The sequence below is a fragment of the Streptomyces sp. NPDC050548 genome (assembly GCF_044457385.1).
Lineage (GTDB): Bacteria > Actinomycetota > Actinomycetes > Streptomycetales > Streptomycetaceae > Streptomyces.
The window spans coordinates 72,153-96,408 of the sequence record NZ_JBITGV010000007.1; the positions used below are offsets into that span (position 1 = coordinate 72,153).

The 24,256-nt window shown below is 69.0% G+C and carries 27 protein-coding genes and 1 pseudogene; 16 read left to right on the top strand and 12 right to left on the bottom strand.

Going from position 1 to position 24,256, the window contains the following annotated elements:
• Window positions 1-65: 65 nt before the first annotated feature.
• Entirely contained in the window at window positions 66-971 is a 906-nt protein-coding gene (locus tag ACIBJH_RS20645) for a D-alanyl-D-alanine carboxypeptidase family protein (protein ID WP_399118265.1), read from the bottom strand.
• 259 nt (window positions 972-1,230) lie between these two features.
• Between ACIBJH_RS20645 and ACIBJH_RS20650 the strand changes: the two genes are divergently transcribed.
• Together ACIBJH_RS20650 and ACIBJH_RS20655 are read left to right on the top strand one after the other, a co-directional pair.
• On the top strand, window positions 1,231-1,914 hold the full coding sequence (locus ACIBJH_RS20650; protein WP_399118266.1) for a GntR family transcriptional regulator: 684 nt from the start codon (window positions 1,231-1,233) through the stop codon (window positions 1,912-1,914).
• Complete coding sequence (locus tag ACIBJH_RS20655; protein WP_399118267.1) at window positions 1,911-3,245, top strand: nitrate/nitrite transporter; 1,335 nt, start codon at window positions 1,911-1,913, stop codon at window positions 3,243-3,245. Before ACIBJH_RS20650 ends, ACIBJH_RS20655 begins: the two co-directional genes overlap by 4 nt.
• A gap of 7 nt (window positions 3,246-3,252) precedes the next feature.
• Here the strand turns inward: ACIBJH_RS20655 and ACIBJH_RS20660 are convergent, their stop codons facing one another.
• Window positions 3,253-4,065, bottom strand: a complete 813-nt coding sequence (locus tag ACIBJH_RS20660; protein ID WP_399118268.1) for an SAM-dependent methyltransferase — start codon at window positions 4,063-4,065, stop codon at window positions 3,253-3,255.
• Window positions 4,066-4,137: 72 nt separating this feature from the next.
• On the bottom strand, window positions 4,138-4,962 hold the full coding sequence (locus ACIBJH_RS20665) for a maleylpyruvate isomerase family mycothiol-dependent enzyme (protein ID WP_399118269.1): 825 nt from the start codon (window positions 4,960-4,962) through the stop codon (window positions 4,138-4,140).
• A gap of 179 nt (window positions 4,963-5,141) precedes the next feature.
• On the opposite strand from ACIBJH_RS20665, the gene ACIBJH_RS20670 reads away from it, so the two are divergent.
• Together ACIBJH_RS20670 and ACIBJH_RS20675 are read left to right on the top strand one after the other, a co-directional pair.
• Window positions 5,142-5,942 carry a carbon-nitrogen family hydrolase gene (locus tag ACIBJH_RS20670; RefSeq protein ID WP_399118270.1) on the top strand — a complete coding sequence of 267 codons (801 nt, stop codon included), beginning with the start codon at window positions 5,142-5,144 and terminating at the stop codon, window positions 5,940-5,942.
• Window positions 5,943-5,956: 14 nt separating this feature from the next.
• Window positions 5,957-6,529 carry a hypothetical protein gene (locus tag ACIBJH_RS20675; RefSeq protein ID WP_399118271.1) on the top strand — a complete coding sequence of 191 codons (573 nt, stop codon included), beginning with the start codon at window positions 5,957-5,959 and terminating at the stop codon, window positions 6,527-6,529.
• Here the strand turns inward: ACIBJH_RS20675 and ACIBJH_RS20680 are convergent.
• Entirely contained in the window at window positions 6,526-7,017 is a 492-nt protein-coding gene (locus ACIBJH_RS20680) for an LURP-one-related/scramblase family protein (protein WP_399118272.1), read from the bottom strand. The genes ACIBJH_RS20675 and ACIBJH_RS20680 overlap by 4 nt on opposite strands.
• The gene (locus tag ACIBJH_RS20685; protein ID WP_399118273.1) at window positions 7,014-8,039 is read right to left on the bottom strand and encodes a GlxA family transcriptional regulator; all 1,026 of its coding nucleotides are present in this window, start codon (window positions 8,037-8,039) and stop codon (window positions 7,014-7,016) included. The genes ACIBJH_RS20680 and ACIBJH_RS20685 overlap by 4 nt, the downstream gene beginning before the upstream one ends.
• A gap of 43 nt (window positions 8,040-8,082) precedes the next feature.
• On the opposite strand from ACIBJH_RS20685, the gene ACIBJH_RS20690 reads away from it, so the two are divergent.
• From ACIBJH_RS20690 to ACIBJH_RS20700, 3 genes and pseudogenes are all read left to right on the top strand, one after another.
• A complete protein-coding gene (locus tag ACIBJH_RS20690) occupies window positions 8,083-8,478 on the top strand; it encodes a cupin domain-containing protein (protein ID WP_399118274.1) in 396 nt (131 codons plus the stop codon).
• Window positions 8,479-8,565: 87 nt separating this feature from the next.
• Window positions 8,566-9,357 carry a class I SAM-dependent methyltransferase gene (locus ACIBJH_RS20695; protein ID WP_399118275.1) on the top strand — a complete coding sequence of 264 codons (792 nt, stop codon included), beginning with the start codon at window positions 8,566-8,568 and terminating at the stop codon, window positions 9,355-9,357.
• A gap of 142 nt (window positions 9,358-9,499) precedes the next feature.
• Window positions 9,500-9,739 (top strand): annotated as a pseudogene (locus ACIBJH_RS20700) (hypothetical protein); the annotation flags it as partial.
• On the opposite strand, the gene ACIBJH_RS20705 reads toward ACIBJH_RS20700, so the two are convergent.
• Together ACIBJH_RS20705 and ACIBJH_RS20710 are read right to left on the bottom strand one after the other, a co-directional pair.
• Entirely contained in the window at window positions 9,704-9,895 is a 192-nt protein-coding gene (locus tag ACIBJH_RS20705; protein ID WP_399118276.1) for a DUF397 domain-containing protein, read from the bottom strand. The pseudogene ACIBJH_RS20700 and the gene ACIBJH_RS20705 sit on opposite strands and share 36 nt — an antisense overlap.
• Before the next feature lie 10 nt (window positions 9,896-9,905).
• Window positions 9,906-10,751, bottom strand: a complete 846-nt coding sequence (locus ACIBJH_RS20710; RefSeq protein WP_399118277.1) for a helix-turn-helix domain-containing protein — start codon at window positions 10,749-10,751, stop codon at window positions 9,906-9,908.
• 229 nt (window positions 10,752-10,980) lie between these two features.
• Between ACIBJH_RS20710 and ACIBJH_RS20715 the strand changes: the two genes are divergently transcribed.
• From ACIBJH_RS20715 to ACIBJH_RS20740, 6 genes are read left to right on the top strand one after another with little or no spacing between them, the layout of a single operon-like run.
• The gene (locus tag ACIBJH_RS20715) at window positions 10,981-11,424 is read left to right on the top strand and encodes an ATP-binding protein (RefSeq protein ID WP_399118278.1); all 444 of its coding nucleotides are present in this window, start codon (window positions 10,981-10,983) and stop codon (window positions 11,422-11,424) included.
• On the top strand, window positions 11,421-11,657 hold the full coding sequence (locus ACIBJH_RS20720; protein ID WP_399118279.1) for a hypothetical protein: 237 nt from the start codon (window positions 11,421-11,423) through the stop codon (window positions 11,655-11,657). Before ACIBJH_RS20715 ends, ACIBJH_RS20720 begins: the two co-directional genes overlap by 4 nt.
• Before the next feature lie 10 nt (window positions 11,658-11,667).
• Complete coding sequence (locus tag ACIBJH_RS20725) at window positions 11,668-12,840, top strand: DUF262 domain-containing protein (protein WP_399118281.1); 1,173 nt, start codon at window positions 11,668-11,670, stop codon at window positions 12,838-12,840.
• Window positions 12,837-13,970 (top strand): DUF3696 domain-containing protein, encoded by a 1,134-nt coding sequence (locus ACIBJH_RS20730; RefSeq protein ID WP_399118282.1) that lies wholly within the window; start codon window positions 12,837-12,839, stop codon window positions 13,968-13,970. Before ACIBJH_RS20725 ends, ACIBJH_RS20730 begins: the two co-directional genes overlap by 4 nt.
• The gene (locus ACIBJH_RS20735; RefSeq protein ID WP_399118283.1) at window positions 13,951-14,946 is read left to right on the top strand and encodes a hypothetical protein; all 996 of its coding nucleotides are present in this window, start codon (window positions 13,951-13,953) and stop codon (window positions 14,944-14,946) included. The genes ACIBJH_RS20730 and ACIBJH_RS20735 overlap by 20 nt, the downstream gene beginning before the upstream one ends.
• Before the next feature lie 45 nt (window positions 14,947-14,991).
• Entirely contained in the window at window positions 14,992-16,884 is a 1,893-nt protein-coding gene (locus ACIBJH_RS20740; RefSeq protein WP_399118284.1) for an NHL domain-containing thioredoxin family protein, read from the top strand.
• 26 nt (window positions 16,885-16,910) lie between these two features.
• Here ACIBJH_RS20740 and ACIBJH_RS20745 read toward each other — a convergent pair whose 3' ends face one another.
• The 5 genes from ACIBJH_RS20745 to ACIBJH_RS20765 form a co-directional block, all read right to left on the bottom strand.
• The gene (locus tag ACIBJH_RS20745; RefSeq protein WP_019055237.1) at window positions 16,911-17,075 is read right to left on the bottom strand and encodes a hypothetical protein; all 165 of its coding nucleotides are present in this window, start codon (window positions 17,073-17,075) and stop codon (window positions 16,911-16,913) included.
• Window positions 17,076-17,119: 44 nt separating this feature from the next.
• A complete protein-coding gene (locus ACIBJH_RS20750) occupies window positions 17,120-18,178 on the bottom strand; it encodes a glycosyltransferase (RefSeq protein ID WP_399118285.1) in 1,059 nt (352 codons plus the stop codon).
• A gap of 175 nt (window positions 18,179-18,353) precedes the next feature.
• Window positions 18,354-18,584, bottom strand: coding sequence for a DUF6458 family protein (locus ACIBJH_RS20755; RefSeq protein ID WP_200712933.1), 231 nt, complete (start codon window positions 18,582-18,584; stop codon window positions 18,354-18,356).
• Window positions 18,585-18,671: 87 nt separating this feature from the next.
• Window positions 18,672-19,967, bottom strand: coding sequence for a M18 family aminopeptidase (locus ACIBJH_RS20760; protein WP_399118286.1), 1,296 nt, complete (start codon window positions 19,965-19,967; stop codon window positions 18,672-18,674).
• Between the two features lie 120 nt (window positions 19,968-20,087).
• The gene (locus tag ACIBJH_RS20765) at window positions 20,088-21,914 is read right to left on the bottom strand and encodes an acyl-CoA dehydrogenase (RefSeq protein WP_399118287.1); all 1,827 of its coding nucleotides are present in this window, start codon (window positions 21,912-21,914) and stop codon (window positions 20,088-20,090) included.
• 125 nt (window positions 21,915-22,039) lie between these two features.
• On the opposite strand from ACIBJH_RS20765, the gene ACIBJH_RS20770 reads away from it, so the two are divergent.
• The 3 genes from ACIBJH_RS20770 to ACIBJH_RS20780 all read left to right on the top strand — a co-directional run bounded on the left by ACIBJH_RS20770 (window position 22,040) and on the right by ACIBJH_RS20780 (window position 24,206).
• Window positions 22,040-22,513, top strand: coding sequence for an SseB family protein (locus ACIBJH_RS20770; protein WP_019073480.1), 474 nt, complete (start codon window positions 22,040-22,042; stop codon window positions 22,511-22,513).
• 115 nt (window positions 22,514-22,628) lie between these two features.
• Entirely contained in the window at window positions 22,629-23,600 is a 972-nt protein-coding gene (locus ACIBJH_RS20775; protein WP_399118288.1) for a pirin family protein, read from the top strand.
• A gap of 213 nt (window positions 23,601-23,813) precedes the next feature.
• Window positions 23,814-24,206: a peptidase inhibitor family I36 protein gene (locus ACIBJH_RS20780; RefSeq protein WP_399118289.1), complete on the top strand. Its 393-nt coding sequence runs from the start codon at window positions 23,814-23,816 to the stop codon at window positions 24,204-24,206.
• The last annotated feature ends 50 nt before the right edge of the window (window positions 24,207-24,256 follow it).

A 24,256-nucleotide genomic window follows, 5' to 3' on the forward strand; every position in this document is an offset into this window, starting at 1 on the left:
GACGGAGCCGTACGACAAAGGGACCCGCCGCTGGCATGCGGCAGGTCCCCGTGTGGATCTGAACGTCAGCTGATCTTCGCGTAACCGTACGTGATGAGCTTCTTCACGTCCGCCGTGCGGTTGGCCTCGTTGGCGGCGGTCATGACGGCGCCGATCACCGACTCGCCGTTCTTCGTGGCGGCGAAGACGAGGCAGTAATGGGCCTCGGTGCCCGAGCCGGTCTTGATACCGAGTGTGCCGTTCCAGCCGAGCAGGGTGTTGGTGTTGCTCCAGGTCGTGCTCCGCGTGGAACCGGTCTTGGTGGTCGTCTTGGCTGTGTACGACTTGGTCTTCACGACGGTCTTGAACGTGGAGAGTTTCATCGCGCTGACGGCAATCTTCGTCAGGTCACGCGGCGTCGAGTAGTTGTTGCCGTTGCTGTTGCCGTCGAACGAGTCGAAGTGCGTGTTCGTCATGCCCAGGCTCTTGGCCGTGGTGTTCATCTTGGCGATGAAGTTCTTGGTGCGGGCCGAGACGGTTGAACCGGAGCCGTACTTGTCGGCCAGGGCCATCGCGGCGTCGCAGCCGGACTGCAGCATCATCCCGTACAGCAGCTGGCGGACGGTGACCTTGTCACCCACGATCAGGTGCGCGGACGACGCACCCTTGGCAACGATGTAGTCGCTGTACGCCTTCTTGATCGTGACCGTGGCGTTCAGGTTCAGGTTCGACTGGGAGAGCACGACCTTCGCGGTCATGACCTTCGTGGTGGAGGCCGTGAGCCGCTTGGTGTCGGCTGCCTTGGCGAAGAGGGTCTTGCCGTTCGCGCTGTTCATCAGGAACCCGCCCTTGGCGGTGATGGTGGGCGTCGTGACAGCCTGCGCGGGTGCCGCGGTCAGGGCGCCGGTCGCGAGCACGGCGCCTGCGGTCACGGTGACCGCGGCGGCTCTGCGGAAGCGGCTGCCCTTGATGCCGTTAATGGCAGTAATCAACTGAGGTACCCCGAATACGTTGAATGCCCCTGAGGAACGGCCCAGTTGGAGGGGGGAAAGAAGAGGGCCGCACGTGTGTGACACGTAAGTAGCACAGAAGGTTGTGCGGTTGCTGGGGCGGGTTCCTCGAATGTGTGACACGCCCCCGGGAACCGGCCGCGGAAATACACATCCGTAGACGCACCCCGGGTCCCCCTTGGTTCCGTCCGCATCCTGGACGGCTCCCCTCATGCGTACGTGTTGTATCTATGCTGTCCTCATGTCGTCCCCGTCCCTCGTCACCACCGGTTCCGCCCCGCCCGCCGTCAAACAGCCCCCCGCCGCGGACCGCGTCTACACCCACGTCAAGCAAGGTGTCCTGGACCGGCTCTACGAAGGCGGAACCCTGCTCACCGAGGGCGAGTTGGCCGAGGCCGTCGGAGTGTCACGGACACCCGTGCGCGAGGCGCTGCTGCGCCTGGAGGTCGAGGGGCTGATCAAGCTCTACCCGAAGAAGGGCGCCCTCGTCCTGCCCGTCTCCTCGCAGGAGATCGCGGACGTGGTGGAGACCCGGATGCTGGTCGAGCAGCACGCGGTCCGCAAGGTCGTACCGGCCTCGCCGACCCTCATCGCCCGGCTCGAAGAACTCCTCGCGCGGCAGAAGGAACAGGCCGCCGCGGGCGACCTGGCCGGTGCCGCCGTCACCGACCGCTGCTTCCACGCCGAGATCGTCCGCAGCGGCGGCAACGAGATCCTCTCCCGCCTCTACGACCAACTCCGCGACCGGCAGCTGCGGATGGGCGTCGCCATCATGCACTCGCACCCCGACCGCATCGCCAAGACGCTCACCGAGCACGAGGCGATCCTCGACGCGCTGCGCACCGGCGACGCCGAGGCGGCCGTCGGGATCGTGCACCAGCACGTCGACTGGTTCTCCCACCTGGCCCGGGGCGAGGTCCGATGAGCAGCAGCGGCAGCAGCAGTTCAAGTTCCGCTCTCTCCCTGCCCGGTGATCCGCCCGGCGGCCGGCGCGCCCTCGCTGTATGGGGCATCGGCGTCTCCGTCTACTTCGTCGCCGTCATCTTCCGTACGTCCCTGGGAGTGGCCGGCCTCGACGCCGCCGAGCGCTTCCACGTCAACGCCTCGGCGCTCTCCACCTTCTCGATCCTCCAACTCCTGGTCTACGCGGGCATGCAGATACCTGTCGGCCTGCTCGTCGACAGCCTCGGCACCAAGAAGGTGCTGACCATCGGGGTGGTGCTCTTCACCGCCGGCCAGCTCGGCTTCGCCTTCTCCCCCTCCTACGGCACCGCCCTCGCCTCCCGCGCGCTGCTCGGCTGCGGCGACGCGATGACGTTCATCAGCGTGCTGCGGCTGGGCACCCGCTGGTTCCCGGCCCGGCGGGGACCGATGGTCGCCCAGCTCGCGGGTCTGGCCGGGATGGCCGGAAACCTTGTCTCCACCCTGGTGATCGCCCGCCTGCTGCACGGCATCGGCTGGACGGCCGCCTTCGCGGGCAGCGCGCTCGCCGGGGTCGTAGTCCTCGTCCTGCTGTTGCTCTTCCTGAAGGACCACCCGGAGGGCCACGAGCCGGAGCCCTTCCCGCACCGGGGCGCGGCCTACGTCCGCCGCCAGATCGCCGCCTCCTGGCGCGAACCGGGCACCCGCCTCGGCCTGTGGGTGCACTTCACCACCCAGTTCCCGGCGATGGTGTTCCTGCTCCTGTGGGGCCTGCCGTTCCTGGTCCAGGCCCAGGGCCTGTCCCGCGCCACCGCCGGCGAACTCCTCACCCTCGTCGTGCTGTCCAACATGGTGGTGGGTCTGGTCTACGGCCAGATCGTCGCCCGGCATCACGCGGCCCGGCTGCCGCTGGCGCTGGGCACGGTCGGCGCGACGGCGTTGGTCTGGGCGGTCGTCCTCGTCTACCCCGGCGCGCACGCGCCGATGTGGCTGCTGATCGTGCTGTGCGCGGTGCTCGGCTCCTGCGGTCCCGCCTCGATGCTGGGCTTCGACTTCGCCCGCCCGGCCAACCCGCCGGAGCGTCAGGGCACCGCCTCCGGAATCACCAACATGGGTGGTTTCACGGCCTCGATGACGACCCTGTTCGCGATCGGTGTGCTGCTCGACGCGACCGGCGACAACTACTCGATCGCGTTCTCGGTGGTCTTCGTGCTCCAGGCGCTCGGCGTCAGCCAGATCCTGCGGCTACGGCGCAGGGCGGCCCGCCGCGAGCGCGAGCGGCTGGTGGCGAGCCGGGTGGAGACGGTGCACGTGCCGCACGCGAGCCACCCCTGACAGGGGATCAGGCAGGGATCAGCGTCAGGTAGGCGAGGCCCAACACGCCCCGGTAGCCCATCCAATGGGCCCGGTGCCGATCGAGGCGCTCGCGCGTCTCGGCGGCCAGGGGGTGATCGCCGTGCCCGGCGAGCCACACCTCCACGTCCGCCTGGTACCCCGCCTCGAACTCCTCCCACTCGTCCGCGTTCGCCGTCTCGACCCTCCCCCACCCTCGGCTTCGCTCGACCGGGGGGACCCCCATGGGACGGAACCCGGCCGCCACCGCCAGATCGACGAGCGTCGCGAGGTCGAGATGGTCGTCGGCGGAGGCCTCCGGCCACATGCGTGCCAACTCGGCCGCCGTCGGCGGACGTTGCCAGAACCCCTCGCCGAGCAGCACCCGCCCGCCGTCGGCGACGAGCCCCCGCAACGCACGCAAAGCCTCGGAGATCTCGGGGGCGAGGGCGTGGCTCGCACCCACACACAGCACCAGGTCGGCCGGCCCGCGCGCCGTCCCCACGGCCGACTCCTCGACGAACACGACCCGCTCCGCGAGCCCCCGCGCCTCGGCACCGCGCCGCCCGCGCGCCAGATCCCGCGCGTCCAGGTCGACTCCGGTGCCCCGTGCCTCCGGTACGGCGGTCAGCACCCGGAGCATCAACTCGCCCCAGCCGCACCCCAGATCGGGCACGGTCCGCGGCGCCGCACCGGCCAGCCGCCGTACGATCCGGGTCGCCCGCTCCTCGGAGAGGGGACCGTGGAAGGTGAGCCGGGTGAGGCGGGGCGGACCGTCGCCGGGCTCGGTGTTCTCGGTTCTGATGGACGTCACGTCAGACATGCGGCGGAGGCTTGCCGCACTCAGCCGATCACCGACAACGAATTCCCGCTCCCGGTGACTGACTCGGGTGTGCTACTTCGTGACCGCGAAATTGCGCAGTATCGACGCCGCCAGCTCCGGATCGCCGTCCGCCTTGACGCGGTCCGTCACCGCTTCGAGGGAGACCCGCCCGCAGGCCAGCCGGACGTACGTCTCCCAGTCGAGGATCAGGGTCGCGGCGGGGCCGAGCGCCGGGGCCGTCTCCAGACTGCCGCGGCCCTGGATGTCGACGCGGATCGTCCGGAGGAACTCGATCGGACCGTGCACGTCGAAGACGACCGCCGAACTGCGCGGGGCGCCCGAGTCCTCGGCGACGACCTTCGGGAGCGCGGCGAGGAGCACGTCACGGGCGATGTGCGCGCCCGGGGAGTCGAGGTTCCCGGTACGGCCGAGGGCGGTACGCAGGTCCTGCTCGTGCACCCACACGTTGAACGCGTGGGTCCGCATGGACTCTTCGAGCGTGACCTCGGTGCCGACATGGCCGCGCACCTTCCGGCCCGGCTCCCGCGACTCGTTGCGCAGCTGCCGGTTGCGCCGGATGATCGTGTACTCCAGCTCCGACGTCATCTCCGGCGCCGTGTGGTGGCGGCGGACGTCGACCTGCATCTCCATGTACCGCTGGTGCTCGTTGGTGACGTGGTAGAGGTCGCGCGGGAGGGTGTGGATGGGACGCGGGTCGCCGAGCATCTCGCTGTCCAGCCCGATGACGTGCGAGACCACATCGCGCACCGACCAGCCCGGGCACGGCGTTCGCCGGTTCCACTCTCCCTCCACGAGGGGGGTCACCAGCTCGGATATCGCTTCGATGGAGTGGGTCCAGGCGTCGGCGTAGGGCTGGAGAGTGGGATGCAGACTCACGGAACGGGACCCCTCGGCGGTCGGTACAGGTCGGGTGGCGGGCGGCGTTGCCAGCGGGAGGTGGCTGTCGGCGGGTGTCTTGGAACGCTAAGTTACGCTGCTGTGAGGCACCCCGGCAGTGCTTTCGTGTGACGATCGTAGGCCCGTGTGAACGGCTCGAATGCCAGGACGGTGGTAGTGTGCGCGCCTCTCTCATCCAGATCGCCGTAGAAGAGGGCGAATCGGTCGAATCTCGCCGGGTTCGGATGGGTGCTCTCGTCCGCGAACAGGCGGGCGCCGACCTGGTCGTCCTGCCGGAGCTGTGGACCACGGGCGCGTTCGCCTACGAGCAGTTCGGCAGCGAGGCCGAGCCGCTGGAGGGGCCGACCTACGAGGCGATGGCCAAGGCGGCGAGCGACGCGGGCGTCTGGCTGCACGCGGGCTCGATCCCCGAGCGCGACCCTGAGGGCCCCCTCTACAACACGTCCCTGGTCTTCTCCCCCTCCGGCGAACTGGCCGCCGCCTACCGCAAGATCCACCGCTTCGGCTTCGACAAGGGCGAGGCCGTGCTGATGGGCGCGGGCAGCGAGTTGGTGACGGTCCGTCTGCCCCAGACCGTCATCGGTCTTGCCACCTGCTACGACCTCCGTTTCCCCGAACTCTTCCGCGGCCTCGTCGACGCCGGCGCCGAGACCCTCGTCCTCCCCGCGGGCTGGCCCGAACGCCGCCGCTCCCACTGGACGCTCCTGGCGCAGGCCCGCGCCGTGGAGAACCAGTCGTTCGTCCTCGCCTGCGGAACGGCCGGCACGCACGCCGGAGTTCCCCAGGCCGGTCACTCGATCGTGGTCGACCCCTGGGGCGAGGTCCTCGCGGAGGCGGGCACCGGCGAGGAGGTCCTCACGGTGGAATTCGACCCGGCGCGGGTGTCCGTGACACGCGAACAGTTCCCGGCACTGAAGGACCGCGTGCTGGGGCTGGAACGTCCGCGGCGCGCGGGGTGAGCGGCGGATCCGAGGTGAGCGACGGGTCCGAGGCGGGCGGCAGATCCAGGCGGCTTCGGGCCGCGCTCCGCCGCGCCTTCTGGGCCGTCGACCGTAGCTTCGACGGCGCGGACCCGCCGCCCCGGCCACTGGTGTTCGCCGCGCGGAACGCGGCGGGCTGCGCGACGGTCGCGGCCCTGCTCGTCGCGGCCCCCGTCGGCCTGGCCCTCTCGGTCTTCACCGACCCGGCCTGGGGCCGTCTCCTGCAGACCGTCCTCACCGGCACGTGCGCGTGGCTGCTGTTCTGGGCGTTCCTGCGCTTCGAACGCCGCCGTCAGGCCCACTACGAGCGCACCGGCTACGACCTCGCACCGCGCGACTCCGAGGCGCCCGCCGGCGCCCGGGGCGTACTCATCGGGGCGCTCATCTCATGGGTCCCCATGACGGTGTTCGTCCGGCTCATCGGCAGGCTGGACGACCCCTCTCCCAGCTGGACGGCCAGCGCGGTCCTCGCCGCGCTGACCGTCGTCTGCATGAACTACGCCCACTACCTGCGGGAACGCCGCCGGACCCGCGCGCGCAGGGCGGCCGAACCCGGAGGGCGTTAGTCCTCGCGTTCCTTCTCCGCCAGGTGGATCACGCACACCGCCACCGCGATCAGCAGCGCCGCGTCCGCGTCCTCCCGGACGATGTCGACGCCGTACGTCTCCCGGATGTGCAGCCAGCGCCGAGAGATCTGCGCGAGCAGCTCACCGTCGTAGTCGACGCCGAACTCGCGGTCCAGGATCTTGCCGCTGACGTCGAGTTCGGTGCCGTCCACCAGGGACACCCGATAGTGGTTGCGCAGCAGCGAGAACCGTTTGCGTCTGATGGTCGCGAGGGGCTCGCCGTCCCGTTCGATGACCATCGTGTCGCGCAGGGCGAGCATCTTCTTGTGGATGTCGATGAGCACGCGCCCGTGCGTGTCCTTCAACTCGAAGGTGTCCCTGATGCGCATGGCCTTGCCGTCGACCAGGAACGCCTTGTTGCCGTGCTGGTCCTCGATCCAGTAATCCTCACCGAAGCCGAGGATCCGATCGCGTACGAGGAATCTCATGACATTACGGCTTCCCCGGCAGCCGGTCCGAAACGCCGCCGGTAGGCCGACGGGCTCAATCCGGTCTCCTTCCGCAGTCGTACGCGCAGATTCGCACCGGTGCCGAGCCCGCACCGCGCGGCCACCACGTCCAGCCGCTCCTCCCCGCGCTCGATCAGCCGGCACGCCAGTGCCACCCGCTCCCCGGTCAGCCACGCCAGCGGAGTCGTCCCCAGCTGCGCCCTGAACCGCCGGTGCAGCGTCGCGGGGGAGACGGCCGCGCGGGCGGCCAGTTCGGCCACCGTCAACGGCTCCCCCAGCCGCCCCTGCGCCCACGCGAGCAGCGGCGCGAGCGACTCGTCGGGGACATCGGGCAACGGCCGCTCCACGAACTGCCTCTGCCCGCCGTCCCGATGGGCCGCGAAAACGAGCCTCCTGGAGACCGCGTTGGCGATCTCGGCGCCATGGTCCCGCCGTACGACATGCAGCCCCAGGTCGAGCGCGGCGGCGCTGCCGGAGGCGGTGAGGATGTCGCCGTCGTCCACGAAGAGGACGTCCGGTGCGAGCCGCACGCGCGGGTGCAGGGTGCGGAAGCGGTCGGCCCACATCCAGTGGGTGGTCGCCCGGCGCCCGTCCAGCAGCCCGGCCTCGGCGAGCGCGAAGCTGCCGGTGCACAGGCTCATGACACGGGCCCCGCGCGCGTGGGTGCGCCGGATGGCGTCCAGGACGGCGGCCCCGCGCGGTACGACGTTGTCGGGTCGGCCCGGTACGACGAGGGTGTCGGCCGAGTCCACGGCGTCCAGGCCGTGCGCTCCGGTGAGGGTGAAGAACCCGTGGTTCATCCGCACCTCACGCGTGGGCGTGCACACCAGGACCTCGTACAACGGCCCGGAGAGCCCCAGTTCGGGCCGGGGCAGCCCGAACAGCTCGGTGGCGACGCCCACTTCGAAGGGGTTGGTGCCCTCGTCGACGATGACGGCGACGCGATGCGGACGTTTCGTGTGTTTCGGGTGCTTCGGCTGCTGAGAGGATCCTTGCGGCATGTGCGATTCCTAGCACTCGTGAGGCGCTCACGGAACACGCACGATGGCCCCCATGGAACCGATCTCTCTCACCGCCGCCCTCGCCTCCTTCACCGACCAGTGGAGCCCCCGCATCGTCACCACCGTCAACGACTACGACGTACGCGTCGCGAAGGTCGAGGGCGAGCACCTCTGGCACACCCACGACCACACCGACGAGTTCTTCCTGGTCCTGGCCGGCGAACTGCACATCGCGCTGCGCGAGCCGGCGGGGGAGCGCACGGTCGTCCTCCCCAAGGGCTCCGTCTTCACGGTCCCGCGCGGCACGGAACACAAGCCCTACGCCCCGGTCCCCTCCGAGATCCTGCTTCTCGAACCCACCGGCACGCTCACGGTCGGCGACCAGCACGAGGAGATCCCGGCCCATGTGGACGCGACGACGGGTCACACCCTGAACTGACTCTCTCCCCGCCAATTCCGTTGAGCGCGCACTCCGCGATCGTGTTGGCTGGCGGCACCGGACTGTCAGTACCGCAGGGAGTTGAACGTGCAGGACAGTGGTGTCGACCCCGTCGCCCACAATCGGGCGGCCTGGGACAAGTACGTCCAAGAGGGCAACGAGTGGTCGAGGCCGGTGAGTGCCGAGGACGTCGAGCGCGCCCGCACGGGCGACTGGTCGGTCGTTCTCGTCGGGCACGAGCCGGTCGACCGCTCCTGGCTGCCGGCGGACCTGACCGGCAAGGACGTGCTGTGCCTGGCCTCCGGCGGCGGCCAGCAGGGTCCGATCCTCGCCGCGGCGGGGGCGCGGGTCACCGTGTTCGACAACTCACCAGGCCAACTCGGCCAGGACCGGCTGGTGGCGGCACGCGACGGACTCGACCTGCGCACCGTCCTGGGCGACATGCGCGACCTCGGAGCCTTCGGCGACGCGACGTTCGACGTCGTGTTCCATCCGGTCTCCAACCTGTTCGTACCGGACCTGGCACCGGTGTGGCGCGAGTGCTTCCGCGTCCTGCGACCGGGCGGAACCCTGCTCGCGGGCTTCCTCAACCCCGATGTGTACCTGTTCGACCACGAGGCGCTCGACGAGCGCGGCGAACTGATCGTCGTGCACAAGCTGCCCTACAGCGACCTCACGCAGTACTCCGCCGACGAACGCGCCACGAGGTTCGGCGCGGACGCAGCTCTCGAATACAGCCACACCCTCACCGGCCAGATCGGCGGGCAGCTGGCCGCGGGCTTCGTCCTCACTGGCTTCGCGGAAGCGCCGCACCAGTCCGACGCGTCCGCCCCATACATGTCGCACTACTTCGCGACGCGGGCGGTCAAGCCGGGCTGACCCAGCCGCGGGGCGTGGTGTCGGTGCGCTGTCGGTGGCCGGTGACGTGTGCCGCTGTGCTGTCGGATCTTTGTCGGCGGGCTCTGGAACGTTTCGGACAGGTCCTGCCGGAGGTCATCCGGCAGGCGCGAAACGCGAGGAATCACTGGCGATGTACGACGGCGCGGAACTCGGCAAGGCCATCGCCGCTCACCCCGACGACGTGGAGACAGCACTCACCGAATACGAGCACGCAATGTTCCCCCGCAGCGCCGCGTCCGCCGCCGAACAACCCGACCTCCACGAGGTCCTGGGCGACGACACGCCCCACAACCTGCTCAACAGGTTCGCCGGGAGCCGAGTGTTCTCACACCCTGAACTGACCCTTCAGCGCGGTGAGTAGGGCGTTCAGGGCAGTGGGGGCGGGGGTGAGGAGCGTGGCGGGGTCGTCGCTCTCGCGGAGGTGGAGGGTGGTGGGGGCGGCGGTTATCTCCAGGCAGCTGGTTTCGACGTTTCCTCCGGAGTACGACGACTTCTGCCAGTGGAGGGCTTCGGGCACGGGCGTTCCTTCAGAATTCCTGGGCGATACGGCGGATGAGGTCGAGGGAAGCCTCCTGCGGGAGAGCTGCCTTGTCGATGCTCTCGCCCCAGGTTCGGTAGCGGCTCAGCCGCATTGGGGCATCGATGAACTCGGCGCCATGGGGCGCATCGATCTGCACGGTGTCGAGTTGGGGAATGACGCCGCCAACGTACTGCATGGAAAATTCCGCCCCCGCGAACCCCTCGGCCGTGAACGGGATGACGCGAAGAGTGACCGACTTCCGGTCGGATGCCTCAAGGAGATGGTCGAGTTGAGCGCGGGCAACCTTGGAGCCACCCACCCGCATCCGTAGTGCGGCTTCGTGGACGATCACGTCGTACGGCGTCCCCGAAGCGATGACCTGCTGACGGCGTATCCGGAACGCGACTCGGGTCTCGCACTCCTCCTCCGTGAGACTTGGCGCGGCGAACATCGAGACTGCACGTACATGTTCCTCGGTCTGGAGAACTCCAGGGATGTGCACCATGTGGAACACGCGGACGTACAAGGCGTGGTGCTCCAACTCGGCGAGGTCGAGCGCCTTGGGCGGCAGCACGCTGCGGTACTCCTCCCACCAGCCCTTGGACCGCGGCGCCGCCATCTCGACCAAGGCGTCGATGAGTTGGCTGTCGTCGCATTTGTAGAACCTGGCCAGTCCGCGGAGCCGCTGCTCGCCGATTCCGAACCGGCCGGATTCGATGTGGCTGATCTGGGTCTGGTTCACGCCGAGGAAGGCGGCGGCGTCCCGCGACTCGATACCCGTCGCCTCGCGCAGCTTGCGTAGTTCGGCGCCGAGTCGCCCTTGGCGTGCGGTGGGGTTCGCCCTCGGCGGCATGGAGGTCTCCTCGTTCGTCGCACTTTTCTTGAACGGTTGGTGCGTATCAGGCTGAGTCGCTATGGTCGTAACGTACCTCACGGAGGGTGCCAACACGGTCACCCATCCGCAACTCCCGCACGCCCACCCCCCGTTGGAAGTGCCACCCCGGCCGTCGACACCGGGGCGCCGGACAGCAACGAGCCCGGGCTCGCGCAAACCCCCCTCACTCCACCGGAGTTGATGCCCCATGCCCTCGTACACCCTGATCTGCCCACCCCTCGACACCTCTCCCCACATCGCCCGCGACTTCGTCGCCACCGTCCTGCGCACGCTGGAGCTGGACCGTGCCCTGGTAGACGACGCGATCCTCTGCACCTCGGAACTCGTCACCAACGCCTGCGTCCACGCGAAGGGCGGTGACGGCACGGTGCTGTGGCTGGCGGTGGAGGAGGGGCGACTGCGGGTCGTGGTGTACGACGGCGACGAGAACCCGCCGGTGATAAGGGAGTTGACGGCAGAACCGGGTGAGCGCGGCGGCGGCCGGGGCCTGTACCTGGTGGACGCCCTCACCGAAGGCCGCTGGGGCCACGCCCCGGACATCCCGTACGGCGGGCAACCACACCCGGAGGGCAAGGGCGTGTGGTTCGACCTGCCCGCAGAGCAGGCCGTACGACGCCCGGCATCACCATGACCGACCAGCGACGCCGACAACTCGAAACAGCAGCCGTCATCCTGGGCCTCGCCCGGCCGATGGTGGACGACGACGCACCTCTGACGGCCGACGAACTCCGCTGGATCGCCCGCCGCCCGGTCGAGTCCCTGACGGACGTCCTCGGTACCGCCGCCGGCCAGCACCACGCACCGCCGCAGCACGGCGCGGGAGATCGGCGCAACGCCCCCAACTCCCCGATCACCCGCCCCTAGGATGGCGCACATGGCAATCGAAGGTGCGCAGACGACCCCGGACGTCGTGGAGGACGTGTTCGAAGGACACGCCACGGACATCGAGGTCGAGGACTCCGGCGGGGACGCCGAGCGGATCCAACGGCCGTGGAATCCCGACCAGATCCGGGTGAACACCAGCCAGTTCTCCCTGCGTAACATCCTCGACCAGATCGACGAGGGCTCCATCGAACTCGCTCCGGACTTCCAGCGGTTGCAGGTGTGGCGCGCCGATCAGAAGTCCCTGCTCGTCGAGTCCTTGTTGCTTCAGATCCCGCTGCCCGCGTTCTATTTCGCGGAGGACACCGACGGGTCGTTCCGGGTCGTCGACGGCCTTCAGCGGTTGTCCACACTGCACGCGTTCGTCCGGGGCGGGGAGAGGACCGGATTCGCCCTTGGGAAGCTGGAGCATCTGGACGACCTGAAGGATCTGCGCTTCAGCGATCTCCCCGTGCCGTTCCAGCGGCGGATCAACAACACCCAGCTGATCGTCAACGTGATCGACCCGACGACCCCGCGCGGAGTGACGTACGAGATCTTCAAGCGGATCAACACCGGCGGGACCCCGCTGAACGCGCAGGAGATCCGCCACTGCATGAGCAGCCCGCGCAGCAGGGACGTCCTGCACCGGATGACCCACACGGACGCTTTCGCCAAGGCCACCGGGGGCCGCCTCACCAACCACATCCGGATGAACGACCGGGAGATGGCACTGAGGTTCGCCGCGTTCTGGCTGAAGGGCGTCGAGGCGTACCAGGAGCGTCCCATGATGGAACTGTTCCTGATGGACGCCACCGAGCTGCTCGACGATCCGAAGCAGGTCCCGGACGAGCGGGTGGCGGCGCTGGAGGCCGCCTTCGAACGTGCGATGACCCATGCGTACCTCGTCTTCGGGGAGCACGCCTTCCGCAAGTGGCCCAAGGGCGACGACTACCGCCGTCCGATCAACCGCGCCATGTTCGAGAGCTGGTCGCTCGCCCTGGCCGACCCCGAACACACCACCGCCGATCTGCGTGCGCGCCGCACGGCGGTCGTACAGGCCGCGCGGACGCGGATGACCGTCGACTTCGTCTACCTCAACGCCATCACCTCCTCCACCGCAGACCGGTTCCGCGTCGACTACCGCTTCAAGGCCGCCGTCGAGGACGCGGGAGCCGGCCGGTGATCACCTCTCTGGAGATCCGGGGCTTCAAACGATTCGAGTCGGAGTCGTTCGAATTGCGCCCCCTGACCGTCCTCACTGGCGTCAACGGCGGCGGCAAGAGCACCGTGATCCAGTCCCTGCTGCTGGCCCGGCTGGCGGCCATGTCCGGCGGCGGCAAGGCGGGCGGCACGGTCCGGCTGAACGGGCCGCTCGGCCTGGCCCTCGGAGAGGCCCGTGACGTACTCAACTGGACGTCCGGCGCGACGGAGATCACGGTACGACTCGGCGGACCGGGCGGTGAGTCATGGGTGTTCGGCTTCGGCCTGCCCGATGCCGAACAGGCTCTGCATCTGGACGTACGGCGGCTCCCGGTGGCGGTCGTACCCGGTATCGGACCGGGTGTCGCAGATCCCGCCTTCACTTATCTGTGCGCGGAGCGCCTCGGCCCGCGCGACACCCTTGCCCTGTCCGCCGACGAACCCGAACGGATCGGGGTGGGCGTGCGCGGCGAGTTCACGGCACAGGTGTTGGCGCTGCGCGAGACTCGTGCGATCGGCCCCCGCAGTTCGCGCGGGGAGGTGCGGGGCCTGCTGCATCACCCGGACGGCGCCGGTCCGCAGCTGAGGGCCCAGGCCGAGGCGTGGGCATCAGAGATCATCCGGCCACTACGTATCACCGCCCGCTTGGCCGCAGGCATCATGGCCGGGACGATCCGCTTCGGTGAGACGAGCCTCATCGGCGAGGAGATCCGCCCCGCCAACACCGGCTTCGGCGTCTCCTACGCCCTGCCCGTCATCGTCGCTGGTCTGCTCACCGAGCCGGGCGACCTACTGATCGTGGAGAACCCGGAGGCCCATCTGCATCCGGCGGGACAGTCCCGTCTGGGCCGTTTCCTCGCGCGTGTGGCGGGCAGCGGGGTGCAGGTACTCGTGGAGACGCACAGCGACCACGTTCTCAACGGAGCCCGGCTCGCCGTAGCGCAGGACGGCTCGCTCCCCGCGAAGGACATGGTCACGCACTACTTCGATCACGACCGCACCTTGCCCATCGGCATCAACGACAAGGGCGAGCTCAGTCACTGGCCGAGCGGCTTCTTCGACCAGATCGAGACCGACCTGGGGAGGCTCGCCCGTGCTCGACGTGACAGGTGATGCCACGGCCGGCGACGACTATCGCGTCGTCGTCGGCGAGGAGTGCTTCGACTGGCGGGAGCTGACGGAGTCGGATCTTCAGGACGCCCTTGACCTGCTCGCGGAGTTATTGGAGCCGCTTGCCGACGGCCGCAAAGCAGCTCTCATGGAACCCGCGTACGAAACCGAGTGCCGCCCGTCCGTCGCGCTGTTCGACGTCCTCTATTCACCGGACGGTGGACTACCCCGCGACAAGCGAGTCCGGCTGCAGAAGTTGCTGGGCAAGTGCAAGCGCGTGGAACCCGACGAGGCGGATGTGCCCCAGCCGGTCCGCGTGGCCGACGGCCCCTGGCGCGAGCCCTCTTGGGGCACGGCACACGCCCTGGCCAGGGCGGCGGACGGCCGGGCCATGTCCTGCCTCCTCGCGCCGTATGCCAAGGAACCCGACTGGCCGTCCGGCTGGATCACCGTCACGCGAACGACGGAGACGGGCCACGACGAGGTGAAGGCGCACGTCCTGAGGACGCCGGAGGACGCGCCGGGTTTCTGGCGAGGTCTGTTCACCCACGAACCCGTCCCCGCCGAGCACTTCTTCACCTTCACCGAGGACGCCTTCCCCCGGCTGCTCTTCGCCGACTCCCTGCGTCTGCACCACTTCAAGGGCTCCTACACCGAGGTACTGCCCTGGCTGGTCAAGCTCCTCGGCGCGCTCAACGACCACTTCACCCGGACACTGGCGGACTGCGGCGGCGACCTGAACCAGGTCATGCGCAGGTTCGACGCGCTGGGTCTGGACATCTCCCCCGAGAGCGCCAACACGAAGAAGAACGCCAAGGCATGGGAGCAACGCAACGTCGACCATGACGGCGACACCTACCGGTGCGACTGGCACGGCAAACGTCTCTATGACCGCGACCGTGTGCACTTCTCCCTGCCGATCCCCGAGCGGGACGGCCGGATACTCGTCGGGATCTTCGTGGACCATCTCGCGACGTGACGGTCCGGTGAGGTGACTGTCAGTCGCGGGTGGCAGTCTTGATTCATGACCGATGCATCCGCGACCCCGACTCCCCGACGCGTCCGCGTCCGTGCCCCCCAGCTCACCGGCAAGGGCGGATGGCTGAACACGGGGGACAAGCAGTACAGCCTCACCGACCTGCGTGGACGCATCGTCATCCTGGATTTCTGGACCTTCTGCTGCATCAACTGCCTGCATGTCCTGGACGAGCTGCGGGAGTTGGAGGCGAAGCATCGCGACACCGTCGTGATCATCGGCGTGCACTCGCCGAAGTTCGTGCACGAGGCCGAGCATCAGGCGGTCGTGGACGCGGTCGAGCGGTACGGCGTGGAGCATCCGGTGCTGGACGACCCGGAGTTGGCGACCTGGAAGCAGTACGCGGTGCGCGCGTGGCCGACGCTCGTCGTGATCGACCCGGAGGGATACGTCGTCGCGCAGCACGCGGGCGAGGGGCACGCGCACGCCATCGAGCGGCTGGTCGCGGAGCTGGAGACCGAGCACGCGGCGAAGGGCACGCTACGGCGCGGGGACGGGCCGTATGTGGCCCCGGAGCCGGAGCCGACGGTGCTGCGTTTCCCGGGCAAGGCGTTGGCCCTGCCTTCCGGGAACTTCCTGGTCAGCGACACCACCCGGCATCAACTGGTCGAGCTGGCGGCGGACGGGGAGACGGTCGTACGGCGGATCGGTCAGGGCGATCGCGGAATGACCGACAGCACCTGGGTCCGCGCGCGGTTCAAGGAGCCGCAGGGGCTGGCGCTGCTGCCGGACGGCGCCGTGGCCGTCGCCGACACGGGGAACCATGTGATCCGGCGCTTCGACCCGGAGAGCGGCCGGGTCACCACCCTCGCCGGCACCGGATACCAGTGGATGCAGGGCGAGCCCACCTCCGGCCCCGCCCGCGAGGTCAGCCTCTCCTCCCCCTGGGACGTGGCCTGGTGGCAGGGCAGGCTGTGGATCGCCATGGCCGGTGTGCATCAGCTCTGGGCCTACGACCCCGCCGACAACACCGTCGCCGTCACCGCTGGCACCACCAACGAAGGGCTCGTCGACGGGCCCGGCCCCGAGGCCTGGTTCGCGCAGCCCTCGGGACTCGCCGCGACCGCCGACCGGCTCTGGGTGGCCGACTCCGAGACGTCCGCCCTGCGCTGGATGGACGTCGAGGGTGCCGTCCACACTGCCGTCGGTACCGGTCTCTTCGACTTCGGGCATCGTGACGGAGCCGCCGAACAGGCCCTGCTGCAGCACCCGTTGGGCGTCACCGCGCTCCCGGACGGCTCGGTCGCGATCAGCGACACGTACAACCACGCGCTGCGCCGCTACGACCCCGCGACCGGCGAAGTCACCACGCTGGCCACGGACTTGAGGGAGCCGAGTGATGCCGTGCTCGTCGGTGACGAGATCCTGGTCGTCGAGTCGGCCCGGCACCGGCTCACCCGCCTACGCCTCCCGGAGGAAGCCGTGCGGGTCGAGTCCGTTGCCCATCGCACCCAGCGCGCGGCCACCGAAGTCGCCCCGGGCGAAGTCAAGTTGGACGTGATCTTCCAGGCTCCGACCGGGCAGAAACTCGACACCCTCCCCCACGCTCGAACAGACTCGCGCGGGGGGACCCCCATCGGCCCCTCGACCCGGCTGCTCGTCTCCGCGACCCCGCCCGAGCTGCTGGTCGGCGGCGAGGGCCCGGGCACGGACCTGAACCGCACCCTGACCCTCAACAAGGCGGTCGCGGAAGGCGTGTTGCACGTCTCCGCGATGGCCGCCTCCTGCGACGACGACCCCGCCAACGAATACCCCGCCTGCCACGTCCACCAGCAGGACTGGGGCGTCCCGGTCCGCCTCATCGTCGGCGCGACGGACCGCCTCCCCCTCGTCCTGGCAGGCATGGACGATCCGCACGACCCACACAACCAGGACGCCTGAAACGGGGGATCACCCGGGGCAACGCCCTATCGCCGCCGCGCCCGCGGTGCCAGCTTGTACAGCGCCATCCCCGCCGCCACCAGCGTGGTCGCCGCCACCATCATCGCCATGCTGTTCAGCCACAGGCCCGTCGCGGCCAGGGTGGCACCACCGGCGCCGGTCGTGCCGGCGCCGACAACTCGTCCGTACATGAATATCTCTCCTTGCGGGATGTGCGGTTTGCGTAGGGGGTGGGCTAGGTGGCCACCCACTTCTCCTCGCTGCGGCGGACCAGGCCCCACAGGGAGGTGAAGTAGACGGCGTGCTGGAAGAGGTCGTAGAGCATCTCGGGGATCATCAGCGCGGCGACCAGGACCGCGAGGGGTCCGGCGCGGCGGACGGAGACGGTCTTCTCGACCACGAAGATCAGGCCGATCGCGGTCCAGAACGGGGAGACGCCGGGGAAGCCGTAGAGCGTGGTGTAGGTCGCCATGAAGGTCAGGTAGACCAGGAACGACAGCGCGCCGAAGCCCATCAGGAACTGCTGGAGGAAGTAGCGGGCGGTGACCTTGGTCCAGCCGTAGTCGCGGAGGTTCTCCAGGGCGCCGCGCTGCCAGCGCAGGCGCTGGTGCCAGAGTTTGGGGAGGCTGGTCATGACCTCGGTGGTGACCGCGCAGCCCGCGGGGGACATCGCGCGGTAGCCGAGGGTCTTGACCGCCTTGGTCATCTCGTCGTCCTCGGTGAGCGAGGCGAGGCTGTAGTAGCCGTCGCCGCCGCCGATCCGCCCCGAGTGGCGGGCTTCGCGGACCTCGCGCAGGACGCGGGCGCGGAACATCGTGCCGGTGCCGGTGAGGACCTGGGCCTTGCCGCCGGTGCGGTCCAACTCCCAGGCGTAGCGCTGGAACTCCATGCGCTGGAGCAGTCCGAGGAGGCCGCCGCCCTGCTCGCCGTAGAAGACTCCGCCGACGGCGCCGACCTTGCGGTTGAAGGTGGCCATGGCGGTCTCGCTGAACCAGGGGTTGAGGACGGTGTCCGCGTCCTGGACGAGGAGGAGGTCGCGTTCGTCGAGGTGGGGCAGGACCCAGTCGATGGCCTGGTTGAGGGCGCCGGCCTTCTTGTGGGTGTTGCCCGCGGTGGCGAAGATGTCCGCGCCGTGCGAGGCGGCGACCTCGGCCGTGTCGTCGGTGCAGTTGTCGGTGACGACGACGATCAGGTCGGGTTTACGGGTTTGCCGCCACAAGCCCTCGATCGCGGCGCCGATGCGGTCCGCCTCGTTGTGGGCCGGTATGAGCACCACCAGCCGTGGTTCGGGCACGGCAGCGGCCTCCCCCGTGATGAATCGTGAGATGGGCCCGGGGCTGCCTCCCCCCGGACCCTCAACTGCACAGAGTCTTCACGAGGCTCACACAAGCGCACAATACGACTGGCGTCACGAATTGCTCACGGTTGTCTTTGGATGTCCTGTGCGGGCGATTCGGTCCGTGTGAGGGTTACGCCCGGTATCCGTCGCGGTTCCGGTCCTCGTCCACCACGGTCGTCGAGCCCGGCAGGAGCACTCGACGGCGCCGCGCGATGCTGCTGAACGTCACGACGCCGATCAGTCCGACGACCATGAGGATCACACCGACCAGCGTGAGATTGACCCCCTGCATGTGCCAGTCGGTCGCGAACGCGAGGATCGCGCCGACGGCGATGAGGATGATGCAGCCGCCCAGGCCCATGAGTGTCGCCTCCCTTTGCTGTGCGCTCGTTCCGGTCCGCGACCGGGTACCCGGGAAGGCAACACCCATGCGCCGAGCGGGAGTTGACTACCCCTCCAGGAACGCCACCAGCGCGTTGGCCAGCAGGAACGGGTCGTGGTCGCCGCAGAGTTCGCGGGCGCTGTGCATCGAGAGGATGGCCACCCCGATGTCGACGGTCTTGATGCCGTGCCGGGCCGCGGTGATCGGGCCGATCGTCGTGCCGCAGGGCATGGAGTTGTTGGAGACGAAGGTCTGGAACGGCACACCGGCCTTCTCGCAGGCGGCGGCGAACACCGCGCGGCCCGAACCGTCCGTGGCGTAGCGGTTGTTGACGTTGACCTTGAGGATCGGCCCGCCGTTGACGCGCGGGTGGTGCGTCGGGTCGTGCCGCTCCGCGTAGTTGGGGTGCACGGCGTGACCCGTGTCGGAGGAGAGGCAGACGGTCCCGGCGAAGGCCCGTGCCCGGTCCTCGTACGATCCGCCGCGCGCGAACACCGAACGCTCCAGCACCCCGCCGAGCAGCGGCCCGTCCGCGCCCGTGTCGGACTGCGAGCCGTTCTCCTCGTGGTCGAAGCCGGCGAGCACGGGGATGTACGGCAGGTTCTCGCGGGTCGCGGCGGAGGCGAGCGCGGCGGCGCCGGCGTGCAGGGACAGCAGGTTGTCCATGCGCGGGCCGGCGAGCAGCTCCTGGTCGCGGCCCAGGTAGGAGGGCGCCTCGACGGAGTGCGTCATCAGGTCCCAGCCGGTGACCTCGCCCGGCGCGAGCCCCGACTCCTCCTCCAGGAAGGCGATCAGGTCGCCGTCGCGGACGTCGTCGCCCAGGCCCCAGATCGGCTGGAGGTGGCGCTGCTTGTCCAGCTTGAGCCCCTCCGCCGACACGGAACGGTCCAGGTGGATGGCGAGTTGGGGCACGCGCAGCAGCGGGCGGTCCACGTTCACCAGGCGGGTCGAACCGTCCCGCAGGCTCAGCCGGCCGGCCAGACCGAGGTCGCGGTCGAGCCAGGAGTTGAGCAGCGGTCCGCCGTAGATCTCGACGGCGACCTGGCGGAAGCCGTGCGCACCGGTGTCGGGGCGCGGCTTGACCCGCAGGTTCGGGGAGTCGGTGTGTGCGCCGACGATGCGGAAGGGGGTGTGGGGTGCCGCACCTTCGGGGACGAACCAGGCCACGATCGCGCCACCGCGCAGCACGTACTTGCCGCCGGTCGTCCCCTCCCAGGCGTCCGTCTCGGCGACCTGCTTGAATCCGGCCTTCTCCAGCCGCTCGGCGGTGTTCGCCACGGCGTGGTACGGCGTGGGGGACGCCGCCAGGAAGGACATGAGGTCGTCGGTGTGGCCGCGGTCGAAGCGGGGGGGTTCGCTCATGGGGTTCACCTTAACGACGTACGAGGGCCCGCTCCGGGTGATGGGAGCGGGCCCTCGCGAGGGCGATGTGGGGTTTCGCGAAGCTGTTCCGGTCTGTCCCGGAACGGGTTCTCCGGTCGGCTAGAAGGCGGCTTCGTCCAGTTCCATCAGGTCCAGCTCGACACCCTCGGCGACCTTGCGGGCCAGGGTGAGACCGGGCAGCACGTTGGCCGCGAAGAACTTAGCAGCCGCGATCTTGCCGGTGTAGAAGGGCTTGTCCTTCGCCGATGCCGTCTCCAGTTTTTCTACGGCGACGGCGGCACCCTTGAGGAGCAGGTAGCCGACGACGACGTCACCGGAGGCGAGCAGCAGGCGGGTGGTGTTGAGGCCCACCTTGTAGATGTTCTTGACGTCCTCTTCGGTCGCCGCGAGGTCGGTGAGCATCAGGCCGACGATGGCCTCCAGCTCGACGGCCGCCTTGGCGAGGTGCTCACGGGCACCGGCCAGCTCCTCGCCGCCCGTGCCCAGCGCGAGGAACTTCTTGATGTCCTCGGCGAGGGAGTTGAGGGCCGCGCCCTGGTTGCGGACGATCTTCCGGAAGAAGAAGTCCTGGCCCTGGATCGCGGTGGTGCCCTCGTACAGGGTGTCGATCTTGGCGTCCCGGATGTACTGCTCGATCGGGTACTCCTGGAGGAACCCGGAGCCGCCGAAGGTCTGCAGCGACTGGGCGAGCTGCTCGTAGCCCTTCTCGGAGCCGTAGCCCTTGACGATCGGCAGGAGCAGGTCGTTGAGCGCGTGCTCGGCCTTCGAGTCCTCGCCGTTCGCCTCCTTGACGGCGATCGCGTCCTGGATGGAGGCGGTGTACAGCACCAGGGCGCGCATGCCCTCGGCGTACGCCTTCTGCGTGATCAGCGAGCGGCGCACGTCCGGGTGGTGCGTGATGGTGACCTTGGGCGCGGTCTTGTCGCCGAAGGCCGCGAGGTCGGGACCCTGGACGCGCTCCTTGGCGTACTCAAGGGCGTTGAGGTAGCCGGTCGAGAGTGTCGAGATGGCCTTGGTGCCGACCATCATGCGAGCGAATTCAATAATCCGGAACATCTGGCGGATGCCGTCGTGCTTGTCGCCGATCAGCCAGCCCTTGGCGGGGTGGCGGTCGCCGAAGGTCATCTCGCAGGTGTTGGAGGCCTTGAGGCCCATCTTGTGCTCGACGTTGGTGGCGTAGACGCCGTTGCGCTCGCCCAGCTCGCCGGTCTCGACGTCGAAGAGGAACTTCGGCACGAGGAAGAGGGAGAGCCCCTTGGTGCCCGGCCCGTGGCCCTCCGGCCGCGCGAGCACGTAGTGGAGGATGTTCTCCTCCATGTCGTGCTCACCGGAGGTGATGAAGCGCTTGACGCCCTCGATGTGCCAGGAGCCGTCCTCCTGCTGAATGGCCTTCGTCCGGCCCGCGCCGACATCCGACCCCGCGTCGGGCTCGGTGAGCACCATGGTCGAACCCCAGGTCCGCTCCACCGCGAGCTGCGCGATCTTCTTCTGTACGTCGTTGCCCTCGTCGTAGAGGATCCCGGCGAAGGCCGGACCGGAGGAGTACATCCACACGGCCGGGTTGGCGCCGAGGATCAGCTCCGCGTACGACCAGATCAGGGAGGGGGGAGCCGTCGTACCGCCGATCGCCTCGGGCAGGCCGAGCCGCCAGTACTCGCTCTCCATGAAGGCCTTGTAGCTCTTCTTGAAGGAGGCCGGCACGGGCGCGGTGTTCGTCTCGGGGTCGAAGAGCGGCGGGTTGCGGTCGGCGTCGGCGAAGGACTCCGCCAGCTCGTTCTCCGCGAGCCGGGTCAGCTCCTCCAGGACGCTCTTCGCGGTGTCCGTGTCCATCTCCGCGAACGGACCGGTGCCGTACAGCTTGTCGCGCCCGAGGACCTCGAAGAGGTTGAACTCGATGTCGCGGAGATTCGACTTGTAGTGCCCCATGGCGACGACTCCGTAAGAGATATGTACAACGAGACTTGTACTAAGCAGTAGCTACGATGATGCTACCCGTCGGTAATAAGACGCAACCCCAAGCCGTCCATCTGTGACTCAGTACTCTTGCGGGCATGTACGGCTACGACCAGAACGTCGGGGCTCAGCAGGGGTACGTCCCGCCCCAGCAGCAGATGGCCGGTGGCGTGGGCGGCTACGGCCAGCAGCCACCGCTCTACCCCGAGCCGTCCCCGCCCTCGCTGGCGGACGCGGTACGCGCGTTCACCACCGGGCAGATGGCCGCGGAGGACTTCCAGCAGGTCTTCGCGACCTCCAAGGTCTACTGTCCGCGCGGCGACAACCCGGGCTTCCTCGCGCTCCACAACACCCAGCAGCCGGTGATCCCGATGTTCACCTCGCTGAAGGAGCTGCGCCGCTACGCCGGCAAGGAGTCCAAGTACTTCGTGATCACCGGCGCCGAGGTGATCGACCTGCTGCCGACGGGCTACGGCTTCGTCGTCGACATGGAGGGCGAGCACCGCATGGTGTTCGACGCGAAGGCGGTCGAGCAGATGGTGGAGTTCGCGATGCGCCGCATGTACGGCTGAGGTCCGTCGCCCGTTGCACACGACGCCCGGAGGGAATGCCCTCCGGGCTTCTTCTGTTGTGGGGTAGCAGAAAGTTCAACGCTCAACTAAACTCGACGCACAAGGAGGTCCCGACATGCCTGCAGTGACCGTAGAGAACCCGCTGACCCTGCCCCGCGTGGCCGCGCCGGCCGACGCCGTGGCACGTCCCGTGCTCACCGTCACGACCGCACCCGGCGGTTTCGAGGGTGAGGGCTTCCCGGTGCGCCGCGCGTTCGCCGGGATCAACTACCGCCACCTCGACCCGTTCATCATGATGGACCAGATGGGCGAGGTGGAGTACGCGCCGGGCGAGCCCAAGGGCACCCCCTGGCACCCGCACCGCGGCTTCGAGACCGTCACCTACATCATCGACGGCGTCTTCGACCACCAGGACTCCAACGGTGGCGGCGGCACCATCACCAACGGCGACACCCAGTGGATGACGGCGGGCGCGGGCCTGCTGCACATCGAGGCGCCGCCGGAGTCCCTCGTCGTGTCCGGCGGGCTCTTCCACGGGCTCCAGCTGTGGGTGAACCTCCCGGCCAAGGACAAGATGATGGCCCCGCGCTACCAGGACATCCGCGGCGGCCAGGTGCAGCTGCTGACCACCCCCGACGGCGGCGCCCTCCTGCGCGTCATCGCCGGTGAGCTGGACGGCCACGAGGGCCCCGGCGTCACCCACACCCCGATCACGATGGTGCACGCCACCGTGGCCCCGGGCGCGGAGCTGACCCTGCCCTGGCGCGAGGACTTCAACGGCCTCGTCTACGTCATGGCCGGCAAGGGCTCGGTCGGCGCCGACCGCCGCCCGATCCACCTGGGCCAGACCGCCGTCTTCGGCGCCGGCTCCTCGCTGACCGTCCGCGCGGACGAGCAACAGGACTCCAACACCCCGGACCTGGAGGTCGTCATCCTCGGCGGGCAGCCGATCCGGGAGCCGATGGCGCACTACGGCCCGTTCGTCATGAACACCCGCGAGGAACTCCAGCAGGCCTTCGAGGACTTCCAGAAGGGCCGGCTGGGCACCATCCCCGCCGTGCACGGGATGGGCGAGGGCGGCCTGTAAGCCTTCGTGGAGCGTTCATAGAGCCTTCGTAGAGCCTTCGTAGAGCGGAACTTCCCGAAGCCCCGTCCCTGTCCGGACGGGGCTTTCGGCATGCGGGTCGGCGGTCGGGCCCGGGTCCTCCGTCCGGGTGAGCCGGACCCGGCCGGGGCATGAAGGTCCCGCTCATGGAAAGAGACGGCCTGAAAGTGGACGTCGAATGCAAGGAAGTCACCCGTGCGTATCCGCATGAGTCCGGCCGTCGCCCTGGCAGCCACCTGTCTCGCCCTGACCGGCGCGGCGAGCCCCACCCAGGCCCGTACCCCCTCCACCCAGCAAGCCGCGAGCGCCGCGTCGCACCGCGCTGACGAGAACTGCGGGGCGGGGGAGATCTGCTTCTGGCACGACAGGAACTACTCGGGCACCCCCTGGCGGTGGAGCCCCGGCTCCGGGTACCGCGACATGCCCTCCAACCTGCACGACCACGTGTACTCCTTCAAGGCCAACGCCAACGCGTGCTTCATCGACTGGAGCCCGCAGGAGAAGCGGCCGGTCCTCTCCGGCGACTACGCCCAGGCCTACGACACCAACTTCGGCAATCGGATCGACGCGGTGGGCCCCACCTGCTGAGTCCGTCACCCGGGCGGGCCGTCCCCACGGGACGGCCCGCCTTCCGCGTG